The sequence below is a fragment of the Labilibacter marinus genome (genome assembly GCF_001659685.2).
GTDB lineage: Bacteria > Bacteroidota > Bacteroidia > Bacteroidales > Marinilabiliaceae > Saccharicrinis > Saccharicrinis marinus.
Genome location: NZ_LXYE02000030.1, coordinates 98,343 through 115,050, shown reverse-complemented (window position 1 = coordinate 115,050; position 16,708 = coordinate 98,343). Strand labels below are relative to the sequence as shown.

Genomic DNA, 16,708 nt, shown 5'->3' with positions numbered 1-16,708 from the left:
AATCTTTATATGTTACTTATTACTTTATTTCTGAATAATATTTAGTTTGGATTTGTCATTCCGTAACCACGCTCACCGTGATAAGAATGATCTAATCCCATCATCTCCTCTTCGTCGGTTGATTTTAAACCAAACACTTTCTCCACAAACCAAATAATTGCAATAGTTAAAACAACTGAATACGCAATAGCAATTACTACTGTGACAACCTGAACACCAAACTGGTCCCAAACAGACCATAATCCAGTAGAAGAAGCTGCTGCTGCATCTGTCATCCAAGAATCTCTGATAAAGAAAACAAGTAAAATAGCTCCAACAATACCACCAACACCATGCACTCCAAATGCATCAAGTGAATCGTCATATCCAAGCTTATCTTTTAACAATAAACCACCGTAACAAACAACTGTAGAAATAGCTCCTAAGGCCATAGCTCCCATTGGTTGAACAACTCCTGCTGCTGGTGTCACAGCAACTAAACCTGCTAAAATACCAGATGCAAAACCTAAAGCAGTTGCTTTTCCGTGGTGTAATAATTCAACGATAACCCACATTAATGCTCCAGCAGCACCTGCCACCTGAGTAGCTGTTAATGCTTGAGCGGTTTCAATACCACTAGAAACACTACTTCCGGCATTAAAACCAAACCAACCTACCCAAAGAAGCCCAACTCCCATCATAGTCATAACTAGATTATTAGGACTTAACTGACGTTGTGGATATCCTCTACGGGCACCTAAATAAATAGCAGCTACTAAACCACTAATACCAGCAGAAATATGCACTACAGTACCTCCAGCAAAGTCAATAGCTCCGGCAGCACCCCAATGGTGTAAGAAACCGTCTTCGGCCCAAACCCAGTGACATAATGGGTTATATACTAATATACCCCAAATGGCTATAAAAATTAAATATCCTTTAAACTTAACACGCTCAGCAAATGCACCAGCAATTAGTGCAGGCGTTATAATAGCAAATTTTCCTTGAAACATAGAAAACACAAGATCTGGCACACCATTAGTAACACTGGTATCAATACCATTAAGGAATACAAAATCGCTATTCCAGCCGCACCAGCCTCCCAATACTTTATCTCCAAAGCACATAGAATAACCAAAGATTACCCATAGTACACTCATCACTCCCATTGCTGCAAAACTGTGCATCATGGTTCCTAAAACATTTTTCGATCTTACTAAACCGCCATAGAACATGGCAAGTCCTGGCACCATTAAAAGTACCAATGCAGTAGATGTAATCATCCAGGCAGTAGCCCCTGTATCAACTTGGGATCCATCATTGGCCCAACTAGTCACAAAAAACCCTAGCAACATGGTTGCTAAAAGAATCACTCTTTTCATAAAAATTATACGTTAATAGGTGGTAATAATCATTTCTCGCTGGCAAACTTATAATTTTTATAGGTATTGTGCAAATTATATTACAATTCGTAAGCCAATACCCCCTTTTTAAATACAGTTTAAATAATAATTAATGCTTTTACCCCTCAACACACCCATTATTCAACACCCAAAATGAAATAAAACATATTTTCAGCATAAAGCTAAAATCAAAACCATAAAAAAACCCAATACTAATAATAGTACTGGGTTATAATATATATACATGTTATATTCCTATTTAAAATACTTTCCTAACTCTTCTTCTATTTTCGATTTTTTTAAGGGTTTCTGAAAATAACCATCTATTAAGTCTTTATTTAAGGCTTCGTCAATTTCGGGAGTTAAACCATAACCTGATAACAGAAAATAGGGCAAGTCTGCTCTCACTTTACGCGCTTCCATTACAAACTCCAAACCATTCATTCCTGGCATCTTCATATCTGTAATGACTGCTCCTATATCTTTTTTATCGGCTAACACATTTAATGCATCCATCCCCGACTCACTTGTTATTATCTCAAAAACTCCTCTAAACATTATCCCAAACAATTTTAAATTGATGGGCTCATCATCTACATAAAGCACAACTCCTAAACTCTGCATTAATTTTTACTTTTAATGGGAATAAATACACTAAACCAGGAACCTTCCCCCTTTTTTGATTCCACATGAACCCTTCCCTTATGTTTATCTATAATATTATATACCGTTGAAAGCCCTAGGCCTGTACCTTGACCGGCTTCCTTTGTGGTAAAGAATGGTTCAAAAATTTTATTTCTAACCTCGTCATCCATCCCTGCTCCATTATCAATAATATCAACTTTCAGCATTATATTTTCCTGAACGCTAATATTTATCTTCACCTCTCCTTTATTTTCTATTGCCTGAATTGAATTATACAACATATTAATAAATGCTCTACTCAATTCACCTTCGCTTCCTTCTACAAACACATCTTCTTCTGGAAACTGCTTAACAACATTAATTCTTCCTTTTATTTCAGAAGCCAAAATACTTAAACAACTCTCAATAATAATACGAATATTACAACTTGTGAAATTTTTCTCGTTTTTTTTGTTGAAGCGTTGCAAACTCTTTACAATATTACTGATACGTCGTACACCTTCTTCCATACCCAAAACAATTTGCTCATTCAGGGATTTCAATTCCAATTCCGACAAGTCTCCATAATGTCCTTCATCTAAATTTTGAAGACTATAAAGACCAGATTGAATATAGTTTAATGGGTTATTAATTTCGTGCGCAACACCAGCTGTTAATATACCAATAGACGACATCTTTTCTGACTCTATTAATTTTTCTTGCGTTTCATGTAACTCCCTTAGTGCTAACTCTAGCTTATTTCTTTGGTCAATTAAATCGAAATTAGACTGTGTTAACTCTTCATTGGTTTGCTCTAACTCCTCTGTACGTACTTGCACCAAACCTTCTAAATGCGTTTTATAACGCTCTAACTCTTCTTCTTGTTTCTTTTGCTTAGTAATATCCTTAACCACGGCCTGATAAAATTGCACATCGCCATCCTTCATTAAGGCCAAGCTAACCGAAGCTAAAAAACTTTCTCCATTCGTTTTCAAATGTCTCCATTCAAAATAATTAGGCTTTCCAATTTCAACCTTACCTTCGATGTATTTAATTTTTTCCTCCGAACTAACTCCATCAACCTGATATATAGTAGACAGGTCTAATATTGTTTTACCTATGAGATTTTCTTTCTTTTCGCCAAACAACTCAAGCGCTCGCTCATTCACTTCTTTAACCTCAATACCATTTAAAATAAAAATAGCATCAAATGAATGCTCAAATAAGTAACGGTATCTATTTTCTCTGTAAGCTAATGCACCAGTTTTGGTTTTTATAACAGAAAGTTTTTCCAAGATGGTATCCGAATAAATTCTACCCACATAAAGCAATGTGAATCCTGTTAATAGAATAATACTTAAATCCATTAACCACGCATTGATATCGAGCACATACTCATTGGCATCAACTGTAAAGGGAATTATATCATATATATATAACACACCAAAACACGAATAGACTAAACCATAAAAGACCATAGCCATTAAAGCCTTTTTATACTCTAATATAAATGATACAAATACAGGTATTAAAATTATATAAGCTTTTGAGGAGACTAAAAATCCATATTTGGTTAGTCCTGAAATTAACGCCAGTAAAACAACCACCATGATGGTGTATACCTTAATACTTAAACTTAATCGTTTTCTGAAAAATGCAATTAACCCCATGCCAATCATAACTACTGTTATTAACACAAAGGCAAAGTCAAAACCATAACTAATTGCACGCGATAAGGTGACAAAATATGAGAAAAGCCCAAAGAAATAGCCAATCACCAATGCCTTATCGACAATAACATTTCTGACTTGAAATAATTCGTTGGGATTTTTCATCTTCATAATTCATTTTGCTCGATAAGAATTTAGTCTTATCAACAAATCGGATGTAATATATTAATAAATTATAAATTTATGCAAGCTATTTGAGTAACATACCAATACATCAAGATAACTGGATGATTCTATCCATAAAATTTTATTTTTATTTACTTTCGGTGCAACTATCCTAAAAACACATTGTCATTAGGTAAAATTTAGATTGTTGGAAACAGTAAATCTCGACATACATAAACCCATTATTAAAAAGGCACAAAAGGGCAACCCTAAAGCTCAGAAGAACCTTTACGAGCTTTATGCCAAGGCAATGTTCAATATATGCTATCGCATGATGAATAATGTGGCCGAAGCAGAGGATGTTCTGCAAGAAGCATTTTGTGAGGCTTTTAGGAAGTTAGACACTTTCCGATTTGAATCGACTTTTGGTGCTTGGATAAAACGCATTGTGGTAAACAGGTGCATCAACCAACTTAAAAAAAGAAAAGTAGAATTAGAATATGGAGACCATGCTTACAAACACGAACTGAGCGAAGAAACGATAGAGGATGATAGTTTAATGCAAGTGGAAAAAATTAAGAGAGCAATGGGGTTACTACCCGATGGATATAGGATAGTTTTTTCGCTTTACTTATTAGAAGGGTACGACCATCAGGAGATTGCAGGAATACTTGACATTTCGGAATCAACCTCGAAATCGCAACTAGCCCGAGCCAAAAAGAAATTATTAGAGATTATTAAGGCTGGGAATTTTGAATATAGTACAAATTAAAAACATTAAATGATGACTGATAAACTTGATAAATACATAGAGGAGAATCGCGGTTCATTTGATGACTTAACGCCCTCAGGCGATATGTGGGAAAGAATATCGCAAGACACTCAAAAAAAACGAGGCTTAAGCCGAAAGCTTATTACATACCGTATTTCAGGAGCAGCAGCTATATTAATGGTGGCACTGTTGGGATACAACTATTTCTCAACTAGTCAACCTCAACAACAACATATGTCAGCAGCTTATGAGGAAGTGCTAGAGACGGAACAGTATTATAATAACAAGGTATTACAAAAGAAACAGCAAATATTTAAACTCACATCGAGCGATCCTGATATTAAAACAGACATTGAAGCTGAACTTGCCTTACTTGATAAGGCTATGCTTGAGCTTAAAAATGATCTTCAGGAAAATATTTCAAATACCGAGGTGGTAGAAGCTATGGTACAAAATTACAGGATGAAATTACAAATATTAGAAGATATACTTAAATACATTGAACCTCAGCAAGAAATAGAAACTGAGCAAACTAAGATTTCTAATATTTAATAGGGACAGAATAAACAATACGTTATGCGATACTTTAAAATACTCATCATATTAACAGGTTTGTGGGGAATTAACCTCAGCACCTCCGCTCAAAATTTCAGGGAAGAATCTAACATTTCTAAAACCTTTAAAATTGCGCCCTCGGGTACATTAGAACTAAGCAATAAGTATGGTTCGGTATATGTAGATACTTGGGACAAGGATTCTGTAAAAATTAATATTGAATTTATTATTGCAGAAAAAAATGAAAATCGATTTAAGAAAATTAAGAATAGTGTAAACTTCGATTTTGCAGGAAATAGCTTATACAGAACCGTTAAAACACAGTACGGAAATAGCTACTCTTCTTTATTTAAGGATTTAAAAGAAGCTACCAATTTGTTTTCTTCTAACGCAGATCAAACACATGTTGATTATTACATTACTATACCCAACTATATCAATTTAAATATTGATAATAAATATGGCAATATAATACTGCCTAGTTTACTAGGTGACACCGATATAAAATTAAGTAATGGTGATTTTCAAGCCAGAGAGTTAAAAGGAAATAACCAGTTAGAATTATCCTTTGGAAGTGCTAGATTAAATGCCATTGAACGCGGTAACCTAAAGCTAAACTTTTTAGAAGCCAGCATTACTAAAGCTAATAATTTAACCATTGAAAGTAAATCTTCTAACTTAAATATTGAAGAGGCTAACCTATTAAAACTTACCAGTAAACGAGGTGATATTGAAATAACTAATACCAACTATTTGTTTTCTGAAACTGAGTTTTGCCAGCTATTTATCAACAACATCAGCTCCGAAGCTAATATTAGATTAAAATATGGCATTCTAAAAAAATTAAATTGTCAAAGTGGATTTGAATCCATAACTATATATAGTACACATGCCGATGTATGGCTTAAGCTACCTAAAGAAGATGCTTACAACATTAAAACATCATATCTAAAGGCAAATTGCAGTAGCGATAAAAGTATTATCTGGCAACCTGCAGAAGTAGCTGATGAAGAAGGTACTTTAACAAAATCTGGCTACCATCTGAATAAGAACAGTAGCAGTAATGTAAAAATTGATATTACAGAAGCCAACTTAAATATTTATTAATTAGTCAGGTACAAGTTCCTTTAAACATAGCTTAGAGAGGATTTTAATATCCATTCCCTAATAACTTCAAGCCCCATGAATACAACTATATATAAACTCTTATTTTTTAGTTTCATCCTAGCTTATTGCTCAAATGCAAAAGGGCAGGATTACAAAAATCTGGTTTCTCTTAAAACAGGTGTATACACAGGTTTTAATTACAAACGACTTTTACCCAACGAAACGGCTTTTTCTGCCCAGTTAGGTTTTAGAGACGGAGGTATAACATTAAATGCGTACAGAACATTTCATCAGCTAGCATTTCCTAAAAAACAGAACTATCAATTGTTTCTATTTTATGGATATGGTGCTCACTTTAGATATTATACTAGATACAAACGAAATAACCCTTTTAAACCTTGGCGCCCTACTAACGAATATAGGGGAAACTATTTTGCTGCTGGTTTAGACGGAATTATAGGATTAGAATATAGATTTTTGAAATATCCTTTTGTGATTTCAACAGATATCAATCCCAACTTTGAATTTGGAGGCGCCACCGCATTTAAAGTTAATATGGATTTAATATCCATAGGATTGGGATATACATTTTAACTGCATTAAAAATATATGCTAATTACATTTTTATCGATTTAAGAAAAAGAAAAACAATTATACCATGAAACATTTACTTTTAATCATTGCCGTTGCCTGTGTTACTAACCTTGTTTATGCACAGGAAGAATCAAATGAAATAAGAACCATTTTTAGTAATGAGTCGGTCCGTAGCAATGGTGGATACGGTGGCCTGATGGTTAATTATTCAAATATAGCCAACAGAGATGCCATTTTGATGGGAGCTAAAGGAGGATGGGTCATTAACCATGCTTTTACCTTAGGTTTGGGCGGTTATGGATTTATTACCGAACCAAAACATGATGTTAGTTTAAACAAGGATTATGAGTTTGCGGGAGGTTATGGGGGACTTCTTTTAGAGCCTATTATTGGAGCTAAACACCCAGTGCACCTATCCTTTCCAATACTTATTGGAGCTGGAGGTGTTGCGTATACAACTACCAACTTTGACTATGATAACAATTACAACTATGAGGATACTTATGAAGATAGCGACGCATTTTTTGTATTGGAACCTGGAGTTGAATTAGAATTTAATGTGGTTAAGTTTATGCGATTTGCATTATCATGTAGTTATAGATATACCAGCGATGTTAACTTAAGCTATACGAGCGAAGGTACAGACTTCAGTTCAATAGCTTCAAAAAACATGTTGCATGGATGGAATTTTGGTTTGGCTTTTAAATTTGGTAAGTTTTAAAAGCATTACAATAACACCTCAAGTCATACTTGAAAGGTATCAAGTAGCTTGAGGTGAAAAATAATTTAAATATTTTTTGAACACATACACATTTGAAAAAAAAGCACTTACGCCCTACAAAGCATTAAAGCTTATATTTTTTTTCATTTTTATTTTTGCAGTTCAAAAAATTCCTCTACATTTGCACCCGTTATCAAAAGAGATACACACTGAAACAATAGCAACAGCAAGGGTTTCAGACGAGATATAAAAATTTTGGAGAGATGGCAGAGTGGTCGAATGCGGTGGTCTTGAAAACCATTGTACTGCGAGGTACCGGGGGTTCGAATCCCTCTCTCTCCGCTGAGTGCGAAAGCAATTTAAAGTAAAACCTTGTAAGTCAACACTTACAGGGTTTTTTAATGCGCAAAAGTGTGCAATAAAAGGCAGAAAAAGGCAGTTTTTGGGTGGATTTCTGGTGGACTTAAAAAGTCCTCATTATAGTCCACCAGAAAGAGTTAAAAAAGCTCTGTATTGCGCTCTATTACTCGGTTTTAAATCGTTTAAAAATGAACTCATAAAAATAATTTTAACACCAAAAATTTATTATTATGAGTGGACTTGAGACCATTAAAATCAACTTCTTTATCAAGAAGACAAAATTGCTTAAAAACGGAGAAGCTCCTATCTTCGTTAGAATCATCATTAACAAAGAAAGAGACGAGTATGCCTTAAAGAAAAGCATTCAACCTAAACAATGGAATGAAACAAAACAATTAGCAAAAGGCAATTCTGAAAAATCACAGGAAGTTAATCAACTAATAGAGCTTCACTCTTCAAAAATTAAATCCTACTTTGATTTCCTCATTATGGACAATCAACAAGTATCTCCCAGAATTATTAAAGAGAAGATTGTTGGCAAAAAAGAAACCAGGCGCACTATTCTTAAAGTATTCCAGGAACATAACGACAATGCCAGAAAGTTAATTGGCATTGACTTCGCTCCTGATACAGTTCAACGCTACGAAACCTGTTATACACATACCAAAGATTTTATTCGTTGGCAACACAAACGTGAAGATATAGCCTTGGAAGACCTGAATCATCAGTTTGTACGTAATTATGAATTATACTTAAAAACTGAACGTAAATGTGCCCACAACACTACCATTAAGTATTTGAAAAACTTCAAAAAGATTGTTCGCATTGCATTGGCTAATGGTTGGATGAAGAAAGATCCATTTGCTACTATTAAATTCAAACTTAAGCCTGTTGATGCAGTATATCTTACCAAAGAGGAATTGGATATAGTCATTAATAAAGATATAAGCATAGAACGCTTAAGACAGGTTCGTGATGTTTTTATTTTTTGCTGTTTTACCGGATTAGCCTTCTCTGATGTCAAATCATTAAAAAGACAGCATATCACAACTGATGGAAATGGAATTACCTGGATACATAAAAAACGTACTAAAACCGATCAGATGAGTACCATATTCGTTATCGAAGCGGCTAAAAAATTAATGGCTAAATATAAAAACGAACCAGAACTCATGGGAAAGGATGCAGTCCTCCCCGTCTTGAGCAATCAAAAGATGAATGCCTACCTAAAAGAGATTGGTATTATATGTAGTATTGATAAACCCATTTCAACACATACGGCACGGCATACTTTTGCCACTACTGTTGCTTTAGAGAATAATATGCCTCTCGAAGTTGTTTCAAAAACTCTTGGTCATTCAAGCACTAAAATGACGCAGCGTTATGCACGAACGACAGAAGCTTTGATTCAAAAAAACATGGAGAAGATTAAGGATTTATACTAATGGATATGGATGATCTGAATTTCCCCTTTTTGGGGGAAATTCAGGCATTTTTATTTACATCATTCATTACCTTTTCAATATTATTAATTAAGGTTTTAGAAACACCACATTCTTTAGCTATTGTATTCCATTGACAAATGGCTTCTTGGACTTCCTCCAACAGTTGATATGGTTTTTTTATCCCAAAATGTTTAGCTAGCTCTAATAAATGTTTCTTTCCAGGATTCTTACTTTCTCCTGCAATCATAGTACTATGGAAACCGTACGCAGAATTTGAGAATGTTAAATCATAGACTGGTGCAAAATTCCAACGCCCTTTGGCATCCATTAAAAATGAAAAATTCTTACTATGATCGTCTCTATTGTGTGCAAACACATTAAATGCAGCTAAACGCAGAACCTTTTCATAGGCTTCAACATGTTTTTCCATCTGAAATGCACAATCCATTAGATGTCCATAATCCATGGTACTCATCCTAAAGTTATCATGCATTAAACCACTAGCTGTGTGCATATGGATTCTTTTGCCTTTAATGCGATCGAAGCGCTTTGTACCAAAATAAGTTTGCCCTGAGCGGCCTGTAAATAATTTACATTCACTCATATTAAGCCCTGCTTTTAAAGCCATCTTATGGTAGGCATACTCAACGTTGGCAATCTCTTTGTTATCTGAAGAAGATGGAAATTTTATAATCCAATCTTCAAAACCTTCAGCCAATTGATGGTGCCCATGCACTATTTCGTTGGTATCCTTATTATAACCAACAAATATTTTTGGGCGAGCACCTCCTGAGGAACCTCCGAGTGTAAATAATTCTTCTATAATATCAGAATCAATACCCTTTAAAATATGACCCATCTCCTGTGCGAGAGTATCTAACTCTATCTTTGATAAAACATTAATATCTTCATCAAACTTTGGTCTATAGCACAAGGCACCCATTCCTTTATCTCCAACATAAGACAAACGATCTAAGGGAGTCAAGCTTTGTAAATCCACTTTCTTAGATGCAAGCGTTCTATCGAGTAATAACTTACCCCAACCATCGGGCAACGAATCACTAAAAACTCCAAATAATCCTTCGAATGGTTCTGGGCCTGCAGTTGCTATTTCACTACTCAAAGGCAACTTAATAGGCGAAATATTTATGCCTAGTTTTAAAAAATTAGTATTATAACGAAAGTAGATAGTCCTATTGTTTAGTACTAATTCTCCAAGTTCATGAGATTGGCCTTCAATATCTAATGAGACTAAAATATTTTTAACATTATCCATAGTAAATTCATGAATTAGTAGTGAAAAGTCCTTCGATTTTGCTCATATCATCCTTTGCTTGGAAAATAGAATTAAAATCTTGCAATCTATTAAGAAGGTTTGCTAATTTAAGCAGTGATTCAAGTGATATATGACCAGTAGTTTCAAATCTTTTTAAACTACCTAAAGATACACCTGAACGTTCTGCAAGCTCTGCTTGAGATATCTTTAGTTGTTTTCGTAAGGCTTTGTGGCGTTTGGCCAATTCCTTAGCAATATCGTTTGGTGTTGGATCTATTGAGTACATACAGCTAATATATTAACCAAATATAATCATTATATACATAAATAGCTAATATATTAACCAGACTTACTTAAGGCATTAATTTATTTAGCCAAAATACTTCAGACGGTGGTCATTGTATTATTTCAATTGCATCAGTTATTTGAACTATGGTGCTGAGAACCATAGTTCAAAAAAGTCTAATATAATCAGTTGGGGTGCTGAGCACCTCAACTGAAAAACTGTTTTCATTAGAACAAACCTACTTGTTTTTTGAAGAACACTATTGGCAAAAATAAAATGTTAATACGGGTAAAAACCTTTCTGTTTACTTCTAAAATATGTCGCTTTTTTTTACAGGTAGAAACGTTACATACTAATCCTTCTACCCCAATTGAAAAAAGCCTATTAAAATTCAGTTGGAGGCCTGAGCCTCACAACTGAAAATTTGTTTTTATAGCCTCACTAGAGCTATTTAAATTTAATCAATAATGAGGAATTTAATAACAGACCTCAATTACAATCGTTGATTTGATATCTTTAATTCTCAGTAATTAAATTCAAAATACATCGTCATGAGAAATCTTATCGAAGAATTGCCTGAACAAATAAGCTTTACTGTTACAAAGCATGATTTAATTGAATTTGCGAATTATTTAATCAAAGAATATGCGTCCTTGCAAAGAACAGAATCAGTCCATGAACATGACTTTAAAAAAATAATTGACATCAATGAGGTTTCTGCATATACAGGATTCTCTCGTTCTTACATTTATAAATTAACAAGCGGAGGTTTAATCCCTCACTACAAAAGAGGTAAACGTTTATACTTCAAAACCAAAGAATTAGAAGAATGGCTTACAGAAAACAGAGGTTTCAATCGAAACGATATTGAGAAAAAAGCGACTGACTATATCTTAAGGAATTCTCGTAAATTATAACAATTTCATACGTAAACTCTCCAAACAATAATTATGGCATATTTACGACAGATTATTATTTTCTTTGTTAATGATTAGCTATTAAAAAATAAATGAGCAACATTGATCACCATATAAAACTTATTCAACAGCTCTTCAGATGTCGTGAAGATGTATTTGCTATTCGTTGGGAACATGGAAATAAAAAAGGTTATATGCCTTCATATAGTTATGATCCCTACGTTTACAAACAACATAAAATCGGCGGAGGTACTTTAGCAAACTTTAAAGACAAGGTTAGAAAGCAGCTTACAAATAATGAAATAAAACATCACCTTGAAGGAAAACAATTTATTGGGATTTATCCCCTACTGGAAAACAACACTTCATGGTTTATTGTAGCTGACTTTGATAAAGAAAACTGGAAGGAAGAATGCGTCCTATTTCAAAATAAGTGCAATGAATACGAAACTCCCGCATATATAGAGCGCTCTCGATCCGGTAAAGGGGCACATGTTTGGATCTTTTTTGAAGAACCACTTCTTGCAGTAGACTCTAGAAGAGTATTTATAGCATTACTGAAAGAGTGTGGGATCATTTCTGAATTTGATAAATACTCAAGCTTTGATAGGCTGTTCCCTAATCAGGATTATCTATCCGGTAAAGGTTTTGGCAACTTAATTGCTCTTCCCTTTAACAGACATACATTAGCCCAAGAAAATAACTGTTTCATTGACGAAACAAGTTTTGAAGCATTTGAAAACCAATGGCAATTCTTGGAGAGTATAAAACGTCTATCATCTGAAAAATTTCAAACTATACTATCAAAATACAAATCCAATCCTAAGTCCATTTCGTCATCAATACCAAAAAATATTGGCAAATTAGCTATTACGCTCCGTAATAAAATCATCCTTAATAGATTTAGTTGAATATTAATTTTTACACCTCAAACCTAAGCAATACGATGAAGTCACTTTCCAGTAAAAGATAGTAACGGAAAGTAAAGGAGAGTAAAGGCAAGTAAAAGATTGTTTTGTATCGTATTTTATCGATTTGCATGTTTTAAATTACGTTCAAGTAAATATTATTGAGTACACGATGCATTCTAATCAGTCTAGTAAAATCGTTTACATCCGTTTACTTCGTTTTATTACCATTTGATTCTCAACCCATTTACTTAACACTACCTTATATTACTATGTTTTACTATTGCTTTTTTATTGCATTCTAATTCTTTATTATTGAAACCGAAAAACGCAAAAAAGACTCAACAAAATGACATTTAGAAGAACGATTTTGAAACAAGATTTGGCAATAAAACTATATCCACAAAGCTCAAATATAAATGCTGCAATGCAGTTACTCAGAAAAGAAATTAAGCTATCATCGGAATTGAATAGTAAACTCGATTTATTGACCCGAAATAAAAGAGCACATTATTACACGCACAAAGAGCTGGAGGTAATCCTGCAACATTTTTGTATTAGTGAGGAAGAATTTGATTTGTTATAATAGGCTTACCTTTAAGAATAATGATAAAGCACAAGGTAAACCATATAGAAACAAGCTCAAAAGCACTAATTATGATAATAATCAGACTGCTTTTGCGTGCTTTTTTATGCTTGTGAGTACTTTTAGAGTATGTATAGACTATATTCAGAGTATATTTCACTTGCTTTTAAGAGCTTTGCCTATGTTGTAGTGTATATTTAGAGTGCTTTTTGAATGCTTCCTAAATTTATGAGAGTACTTTGTGGATGCTTTGCTCATTATCAATAGTACTTAACCCAAATCACCACCAATATGAAAACAGCAGCTATCATTAAATGGTGAAAATGCTTCATTTATGAGCGTATATTTTAGATGCTTATGGGGTGATCTTTAGAGTCTGTGGAGTATGAAGACAAAAAAATGTTCTAAATGGTAGTGATTGGCATAGTTGTGTCGCAAATTGGCACAGCCGTAAGTCGTTCGTTTTGTGATTTATAATATAATTTTACAACCATCAAAATGAAGTAGAATAATATTAAACGCAATATGATGATATTACCCCGAACAATACTAAAACAAGATTTAGCTAAAAAACTATACCCACAAAGTTCAAATACAACTTCCGCCATGCAATTATTGCGTAAAGAAATTAAACTATCACAGGAATTAATCACTAAGCTTGATAAGCTGACACGTAATAAACGTGCCCATTACTTTACTCACAAAGAACTGGAGCTTATCCTGGAACACTTTTGTATTAGTCAGGAAGAGTTTGAGGGGCTTTAAGACCGGATTGGGGCTGCTCAGGTTTCTATAATTAGTTCCTTTTCATAACCATTATATTTCTCATCAATATATCCATGTGGATTACAGATAACTTCAGTTTCATCAATCTTGTATCTCACAGGTGTATGCACGTGGCCATGAATCCAACACTGAGGCTTTTGCTCAATAATAAAATCCTCTAAATTGGAAGCATATGCAGAAGACACCGGATCTTTCTTATATGGATCTGGCACTGACTTTATGCTTGGAGCATGGTGGGTTACTACAATGTTTGTAACTGTTTTAGATTCAACTAAACTTTTTTTAAGCCATGATATGGATTGATTATGAAGATGAAAAGTATCTATGGTTCTTAGGCGTGAATATGACGGATCTCTTCTTATTTTCTTATAATCATTCATCTTCTCCTGACAAATGATTCCATATTTCATTGGATTACCAAATATTGAAAAATCAGTCCAAAGGGTAGCTCCATGGAATGTTATACCATCAATCTCTATCGATTCATTTTCTAACACATGAATATTTGTTCCTTTCCCAACTTCTTTAATCTTTAGCAATGTTTTAGGGTAAGATCCCTTATAGTATTCATGATTACCCAATACATATATAACTGGTTTATTGGGTATTTCTTTCACCATCCAATTTATTCCTTTTACTCCAAGATTGATATCGCCAGCAAACACAACAATGTCAGCATTGTCAAAACTAAATTGATTAAACCCGAACTCTTGATGTATATCGCTAATGATCTGTATTTTCATTCTATAATGACATTGATAATACCCGTTCGGGTATAATAACCGTTAACTATAATGATATTATACCCGATGTGGTATAGTTTATCTTATTTTGAACCTTTTTGCACTAATCCTCCCAAAAACTTAGCAAAGTCACTAATATCACCATGAACACTAGCTTGTTCCAGGGCAGCCATGTAAGCTTCCCTTTGAGAGAGAGGAATTACAGTCCAGGAATAACCTCCTGAAGCTAGCATCACATTAAATAGAAAACGCCCGATACGGCCATTACCATCCATATAAGGATGGATAAATACGAATAAAAAATGCCCCAAAACAGCTCGAACACCTGCATGTGTTTCTTCTCTAATCAAGTCAAATAAAACAGGCATAGCGTCACGAACAGCATCCGGATTAAGTGGTGTATGCATTGATCCCTTAATATAAACCTGAGCGGAACGATAACCTGCTAAATCACCTGCTTTTAAAAGGCCAGCTGTAACACTTGGTGCAAACAACTCCCTGTACCAATCTCCGTGATTATCATCTGCGACTTCTCCAGCATTCTCACCTTCCAATATTGCTTTTATACTATCTTTAACCAACTGAAATGCCTGATAATATCCTCTTGCAGCCATTGCATTTCTGGCTTCTTGGTCTGCTTCGTTATCTTTTGGATTCCAATTGCCACTTTTCACTTTCTCAATTAGTTCGGATGTAACCCGATATCCTTCTATTGATAGAGAATTATATGCATCATCTGCATAGTTATCTTCTACCTCTTTTAAATAAGCTTCAATATCAGATGGCAATTCTTTTGGTGAAGGAAAGTTACTAACTACTACTTCTCTCATATTGTGCCACATTAAACGCATCCGATTTGCATAAGGAGAGGCATCTCTTGTACTAAGCTTAATTGTAAATTGCTCAGTAAACGGATCGTTCTCACGTACATCATATCCTGCTGATTTCATTGTTTTAAGAATGTTATCAGCCAATTTTTTATTACCTATATTCCTAAGTGCCCCTGCTAAACGGCCTGAAACCACACTATGCCCACCATTAAGTAACTTTTCGAGCAAGAAAGAGCCGTCCTTAACCATAGCAAGGCAAGCCCTGGCATCCGTAGCATATCTGGTAAAAAAGTCCTCTCCAACAGCAATAAGACCATCCTCCAGGCTATAGAGTTGTAATCCATCTTTGATTATACGTGATTCTTCATCAACAATTTTTAGTTTGTTATCCAGAATAGAAGTGCCATGAAGTAACTGTACTATATTATTGTTGGCTTTGGGAGAGCGAACTAAAAGCTGAGTTGGGATAATGGTGTTGCCACTATGCAAAAGCAAAGACTGTTCTGCAGAAAGGCACCAGTCATTACCAAAACGTGAATTCACATATGTAGAAACGAATCTCCAGAAGGACATATACCATGATGTTGTATCTCCTTCTCGTTCATCAGGCCGAGTTGAAATATACCACCCTTTAATTACTTCCTTAATAAAGCCGTTGTCTTTCAATAGCTTTTTATGCGGAGCTGACAGATCATCTGCATTTATTATAATAACATCATTATCTTGTTGTAACACTTGTAATGCTTCCAAAGCTTTCGCAAGTTTCTCTTGTGGTGTTGCCATGATTTCCTTTGCTTAAAATCCGTATTACTTTTAGTATTTACCCGCGTATCACATTTAGTATATATGTACGTAGTGAATTTAGTAAATACAAATGTAGCATTTTTAGTTTATAGCCATGTGTTATTTTTAGTATATGTTCATGCATAGCTATATTTATAGGCAATACAATAGTAGTAAACTCATTAAAATAGGAATAGC

General features: G+C 34.2%; 17 protein-coding genes and 1 tRNA gene. 11 read left to right on the top strand and 7 right to left on the bottom strand.

Features of this window, described 5'->3' with window-relative positions:
• Positions 1-41: 41 nt before the first annotated feature.
• From A8L32_RS12930 to A8L32_RS12920, 3 genes are all read right to left on the bottom strand, one after another.
• On the bottom strand, positions 42-1,361 hold the full coding sequence (locus A8L32_RS12930) for an ammonium transporter (RefSeq protein ID WP_066631129.1): 1,320 nt from the start codon (positions 1,359-1,361) through the stop codon (positions 42-44).
• Positions 1,362-1,637: 276 nt separating this feature from the next.
• The gene (locus tag A8L32_RS12925; RefSeq protein WP_066631127.1) at positions 1,638-2,006 is read right to left on the bottom strand and encodes a response regulator; all 369 of its coding nucleotides are present in this window, start codon (positions 2,004-2,006) and stop codon (positions 1,638-1,640) included.
• Positions 2,006-3,847 carry a PAS domain-containing sensor histidine kinase gene (locus A8L32_RS12920; protein ID WP_066631125.1) on the bottom strand — a complete coding sequence of 614 codons (1,842 nt, stop codon included), beginning with the start codon at positions 3,845-3,847 and terminating at the stop codon, positions 2,006-2,008. The genes A8L32_RS12925 and A8L32_RS12920 overlap by 1 nt, the downstream gene beginning before the upstream one ends.
• A gap of 202 nt (positions 3,848-4,049) precedes the next feature.
• Between A8L32_RS12920 and A8L32_RS12915 the strand changes: the two genes are divergently transcribed.
• The 7 genes from A8L32_RS12915 to A8L32_RS12880 all read left to right on the top strand — a co-directional run bounded on the left by A8L32_RS12915 (position 4,050) and on the right by A8L32_RS12880 (position 9,395).
• Complete coding sequence (locus A8L32_RS12915) at positions 4,050-4,613, top strand: RNA polymerase sigma factor (protein ID WP_066631124.1); 564 nt, start codon at positions 4,050-4,052, stop codon at positions 4,611-4,613.
• Between the two features lie 12 nt (positions 4,614-4,625).
• Positions 4,626-5,165, top strand: coding sequence for a hypothetical protein (locus A8L32_RS12910; RefSeq protein ID WP_066631118.1), 540 nt, complete (start codon positions 4,626-4,628; stop codon positions 5,163-5,165).
• Between the two features lie 24 nt (positions 5,166-5,189).
• The gene (locus A8L32_RS12905) at positions 5,190-6,275 is read left to right on the top strand and encodes a hypothetical protein (protein WP_066631116.1); all 1,086 of its coding nucleotides are present in this window, start codon (positions 5,190-5,192) and stop codon (positions 6,273-6,275) included.
• A 75-nt stretch (positions 6,276-6,350) separates the two neighbouring features.
• Positions 6,351-6,869 carry a hypothetical protein gene (locus A8L32_RS12900; protein ID WP_066631113.1) on the top strand — a complete coding sequence of 173 codons (519 nt, stop codon included), beginning with the start codon at positions 6,351-6,353 and terminating at the stop codon, positions 6,867-6,869.
• 64 nt (positions 6,870-6,933) lie between these two features.
• On the top strand, positions 6,934-7,590 hold the full coding sequence (locus A8L32_RS12895) for a hypothetical protein (protein WP_066631111.1): 657 nt from the start codon (positions 6,934-6,936) through the stop codon (positions 7,588-7,590).
• A 257-nt stretch (positions 7,591-7,847) separates the two neighbouring features.
• Positions 7,848-7,932, top strand: a tRNA-Ser gene (locus A8L32_RS12890).
• 248 nt (positions 7,933-8,180) lie between these two features.
• Positions 8,181-9,395, top strand: a complete 1,215-nt coding sequence (locus A8L32_RS12880; RefSeq protein ID WP_066631107.1) for a site-specific integrase — start codon at positions 8,181-8,183, stop codon at positions 9,393-9,395.
• Positions 9,396-9,435: 40 nt separating this feature from the next.
• Here A8L32_RS12880 and A8L32_RS12875 read toward each other — a convergent pair whose 3' ends face one another.
• Positions 9,436-10,671 (bottom strand): type II toxin-antitoxin system HipA family toxin, encoded by a 1,236-nt coding sequence (locus A8L32_RS12875; RefSeq protein ID WP_066631105.1) that lies wholly within the window; start codon positions 10,669-10,671, stop codon positions 9,436-9,438.
• Between the two features lie 7 nt (positions 10,672-10,678).
• On the bottom strand, positions 10,679-10,957 hold the full coding sequence (locus A8L32_RS12870) for a helix-turn-helix domain-containing protein (RefSeq protein WP_066631103.1): 279 nt from the start codon (positions 10,955-10,957) through the stop codon (positions 10,679-10,681).
• A 551-nt stretch (positions 10,958-11,508) separates the two neighbouring features.
• On the opposite strand from A8L32_RS12870, the gene A8L32_RS12865 reads away from it, so the two are divergent.
• From A8L32_RS12865 to A8L32_RS12850, 4 genes are all read left to right on the top strand, one after another.
• The gene (locus A8L32_RS12865) at positions 11,509-11,874 is read left to right on the top strand and encodes a helix-turn-helix domain-containing protein (RefSeq protein ID WP_083631317.1); all 366 of its coding nucleotides are present in this window, start codon (positions 11,509-11,511) and stop codon (positions 11,872-11,874) included.
• Positions 11,875-11,966: 92 nt separating this feature from the next.
• Complete coding sequence (locus A8L32_RS12860; protein WP_066631101.1) at positions 11,967-12,785, top strand: TOTE conflict system archaeo-eukaryotic primase domain-containing protein; 819 nt, start codon at positions 11,967-11,969, stop codon at positions 12,783-12,785.
• Positions 12,786-13,131: 346 nt separating this feature from the next.
• The gene (locus tag A8L32_RS12855) at positions 13,132-13,368 is read left to right on the top strand and encodes a DUF4248 domain-containing protein (RefSeq protein WP_066631099.1); all 237 of its coding nucleotides are present in this window, start codon (positions 13,132-13,134) and stop codon (positions 13,366-13,368) included.
• A 528-nt stretch (positions 13,369-13,896) separates the two neighbouring features.
• The gene (locus A8L32_RS12850) at positions 13,897-14,133 is read left to right on the top strand and encodes a DUF4248 domain-containing protein (RefSeq protein ID WP_075590699.1); all 237 of its coding nucleotides are present in this window, start codon (positions 13,897-13,899) and stop codon (positions 14,131-14,133) included.
• 17 nt (positions 14,134-14,150) lie between these two features.
• Here A8L32_RS12850 and A8L32_RS12845 read toward each other — a convergent pair whose 3' ends face one another.
• Entirely contained in the window at positions 14,151-14,897 is a 747-nt protein-coding gene (locus A8L32_RS12845; protein ID WP_066631095.1) for a metallophosphoesterase, read from the bottom strand.
• Between the two features lie 83 nt (positions 14,898-14,980).
• Complete coding sequence (locus tag A8L32_RS12840) at positions 14,981-16,510, bottom strand: Fic family protein (protein WP_066631093.1); 1,530 nt, start codon at positions 16,508-16,510, stop codon at positions 14,981-14,983.
• Between the last annotated feature and the right edge of the window lie 198 nt (positions 16,511-16,708).

What these genes read in the sequence shown, in the direction of transcription:
- A8L32_RS12925 (WP_066631127.1), bottom strand. Translation starts at nt 2,006, where the DNA reads ATGCAGAGTTTAGGAGTTGTGCTTTATGTAGATGATGAGCCCATCAAT.
- A8L32_RS12910 (WP_066631118.1), top strand. Translation starts at nt 4,626, where the DNA reads ATGACTGATAAACTTGATAAATACATAGAGGAGAATCGCGGTTCATTT.
- A8L32_RS12855 (WP_066631099.1), top strand. Translation starts at nt 13,132, where the DNA reads ATGACATTTAGAAGAACGATTTTGAAACAAGATTTGGCAATAAAACTA.
- A8L32_RS12860 (WP_066631101.1), top strand. Translation starts at nt 11,967, where the DNA reads ATGAGCAACATTGATCACCATATAAAACTTATTCAACAGCTCTTCAGA.
- A8L32_RS12865 (WP_083631317.1), top strand. Translation starts at nt 11,509, where the DNA reads ATGAGAAATCTTATCGAAGAATTGCCTGAACAAATAAGCTTTACTGTT.
- A8L32_RS12900 (WP_066631113.1), top strand. Translation starts at nt 6,351, where the DNA reads ATGAATACAACTATATATAAACTCTTATTTTTTAGTTTCATCCTAGCT.
- A8L32_RS12845 (WP_066631095.1), bottom strand. Translation starts at nt 14,897, where the DNA reads ATGAAAATACAGATCATTAGCGATATACATCAAGAGTTCGGGTTTAAT.
- A8L32_RS12850 (WP_075590699.1), top strand. Translation starts at nt 13,897, where the DNA reads ATGATATTACCCCGAACAATACTAAAACAAGATTTAGCTAAAAAACTA.
- A8L32_RS12905 (WP_066631116.1), top strand. Translation starts at nt 5,190, where the DNA reads ATGCGATACTTTAAAATACTCATCATATTAACAGGTTTGTGGGGAATT.
- A8L32_RS12875 (WP_066631105.1), bottom strand. Translation starts at nt 10,671, where the DNA reads ATGGATAATGTTAAAAATATTTTAGTCTCATTAGATATTGAAGGCCAA.
- A8L32_RS12870 (WP_066631103.1), bottom strand. Translation starts at nt 10,957, where the DNA reads ATGTACTCAATAGATCCAACACCAAACGATATTGCTAAGGAATTGGCC.
- A8L32_RS12840 (WP_066631093.1), bottom strand. Translation starts at nt 16,510, where the DNA reads ATGGCAACACCACAAGAGAAACTTGCGAAAGCTTTGGAAGCATTACAA.
- A8L32_RS12895 (WP_066631111.1), top strand. Translation starts at nt 6,934, where the DNA reads ATGAAACATTTACTTTTAATCATTGCCGTTGCCTGTGTTACTAACCTT.
- A8L32_RS12930 (WP_066631129.1), bottom strand. Translation starts at nt 1,361, where the DNA reads ATGAAAAGAGTGATTCTTTTAGCAACCATGTTGCTAGGGTTTTTTGTG.
- A8L32_RS12920 (WP_066631125.1), bottom strand. Translation starts at nt 3,847, where the DNA reads ATGAAGATGAAAAATCCCAACGAATTATTTCAAGTCAGAAATGTTATT.
- A8L32_RS12880 (WP_066631107.1), top strand. Translation starts at nt 8,181, where the DNA reads ATGAGTGGACTTGAGACCATTAAAATCAACTTCTTTATCAAGAAGACA.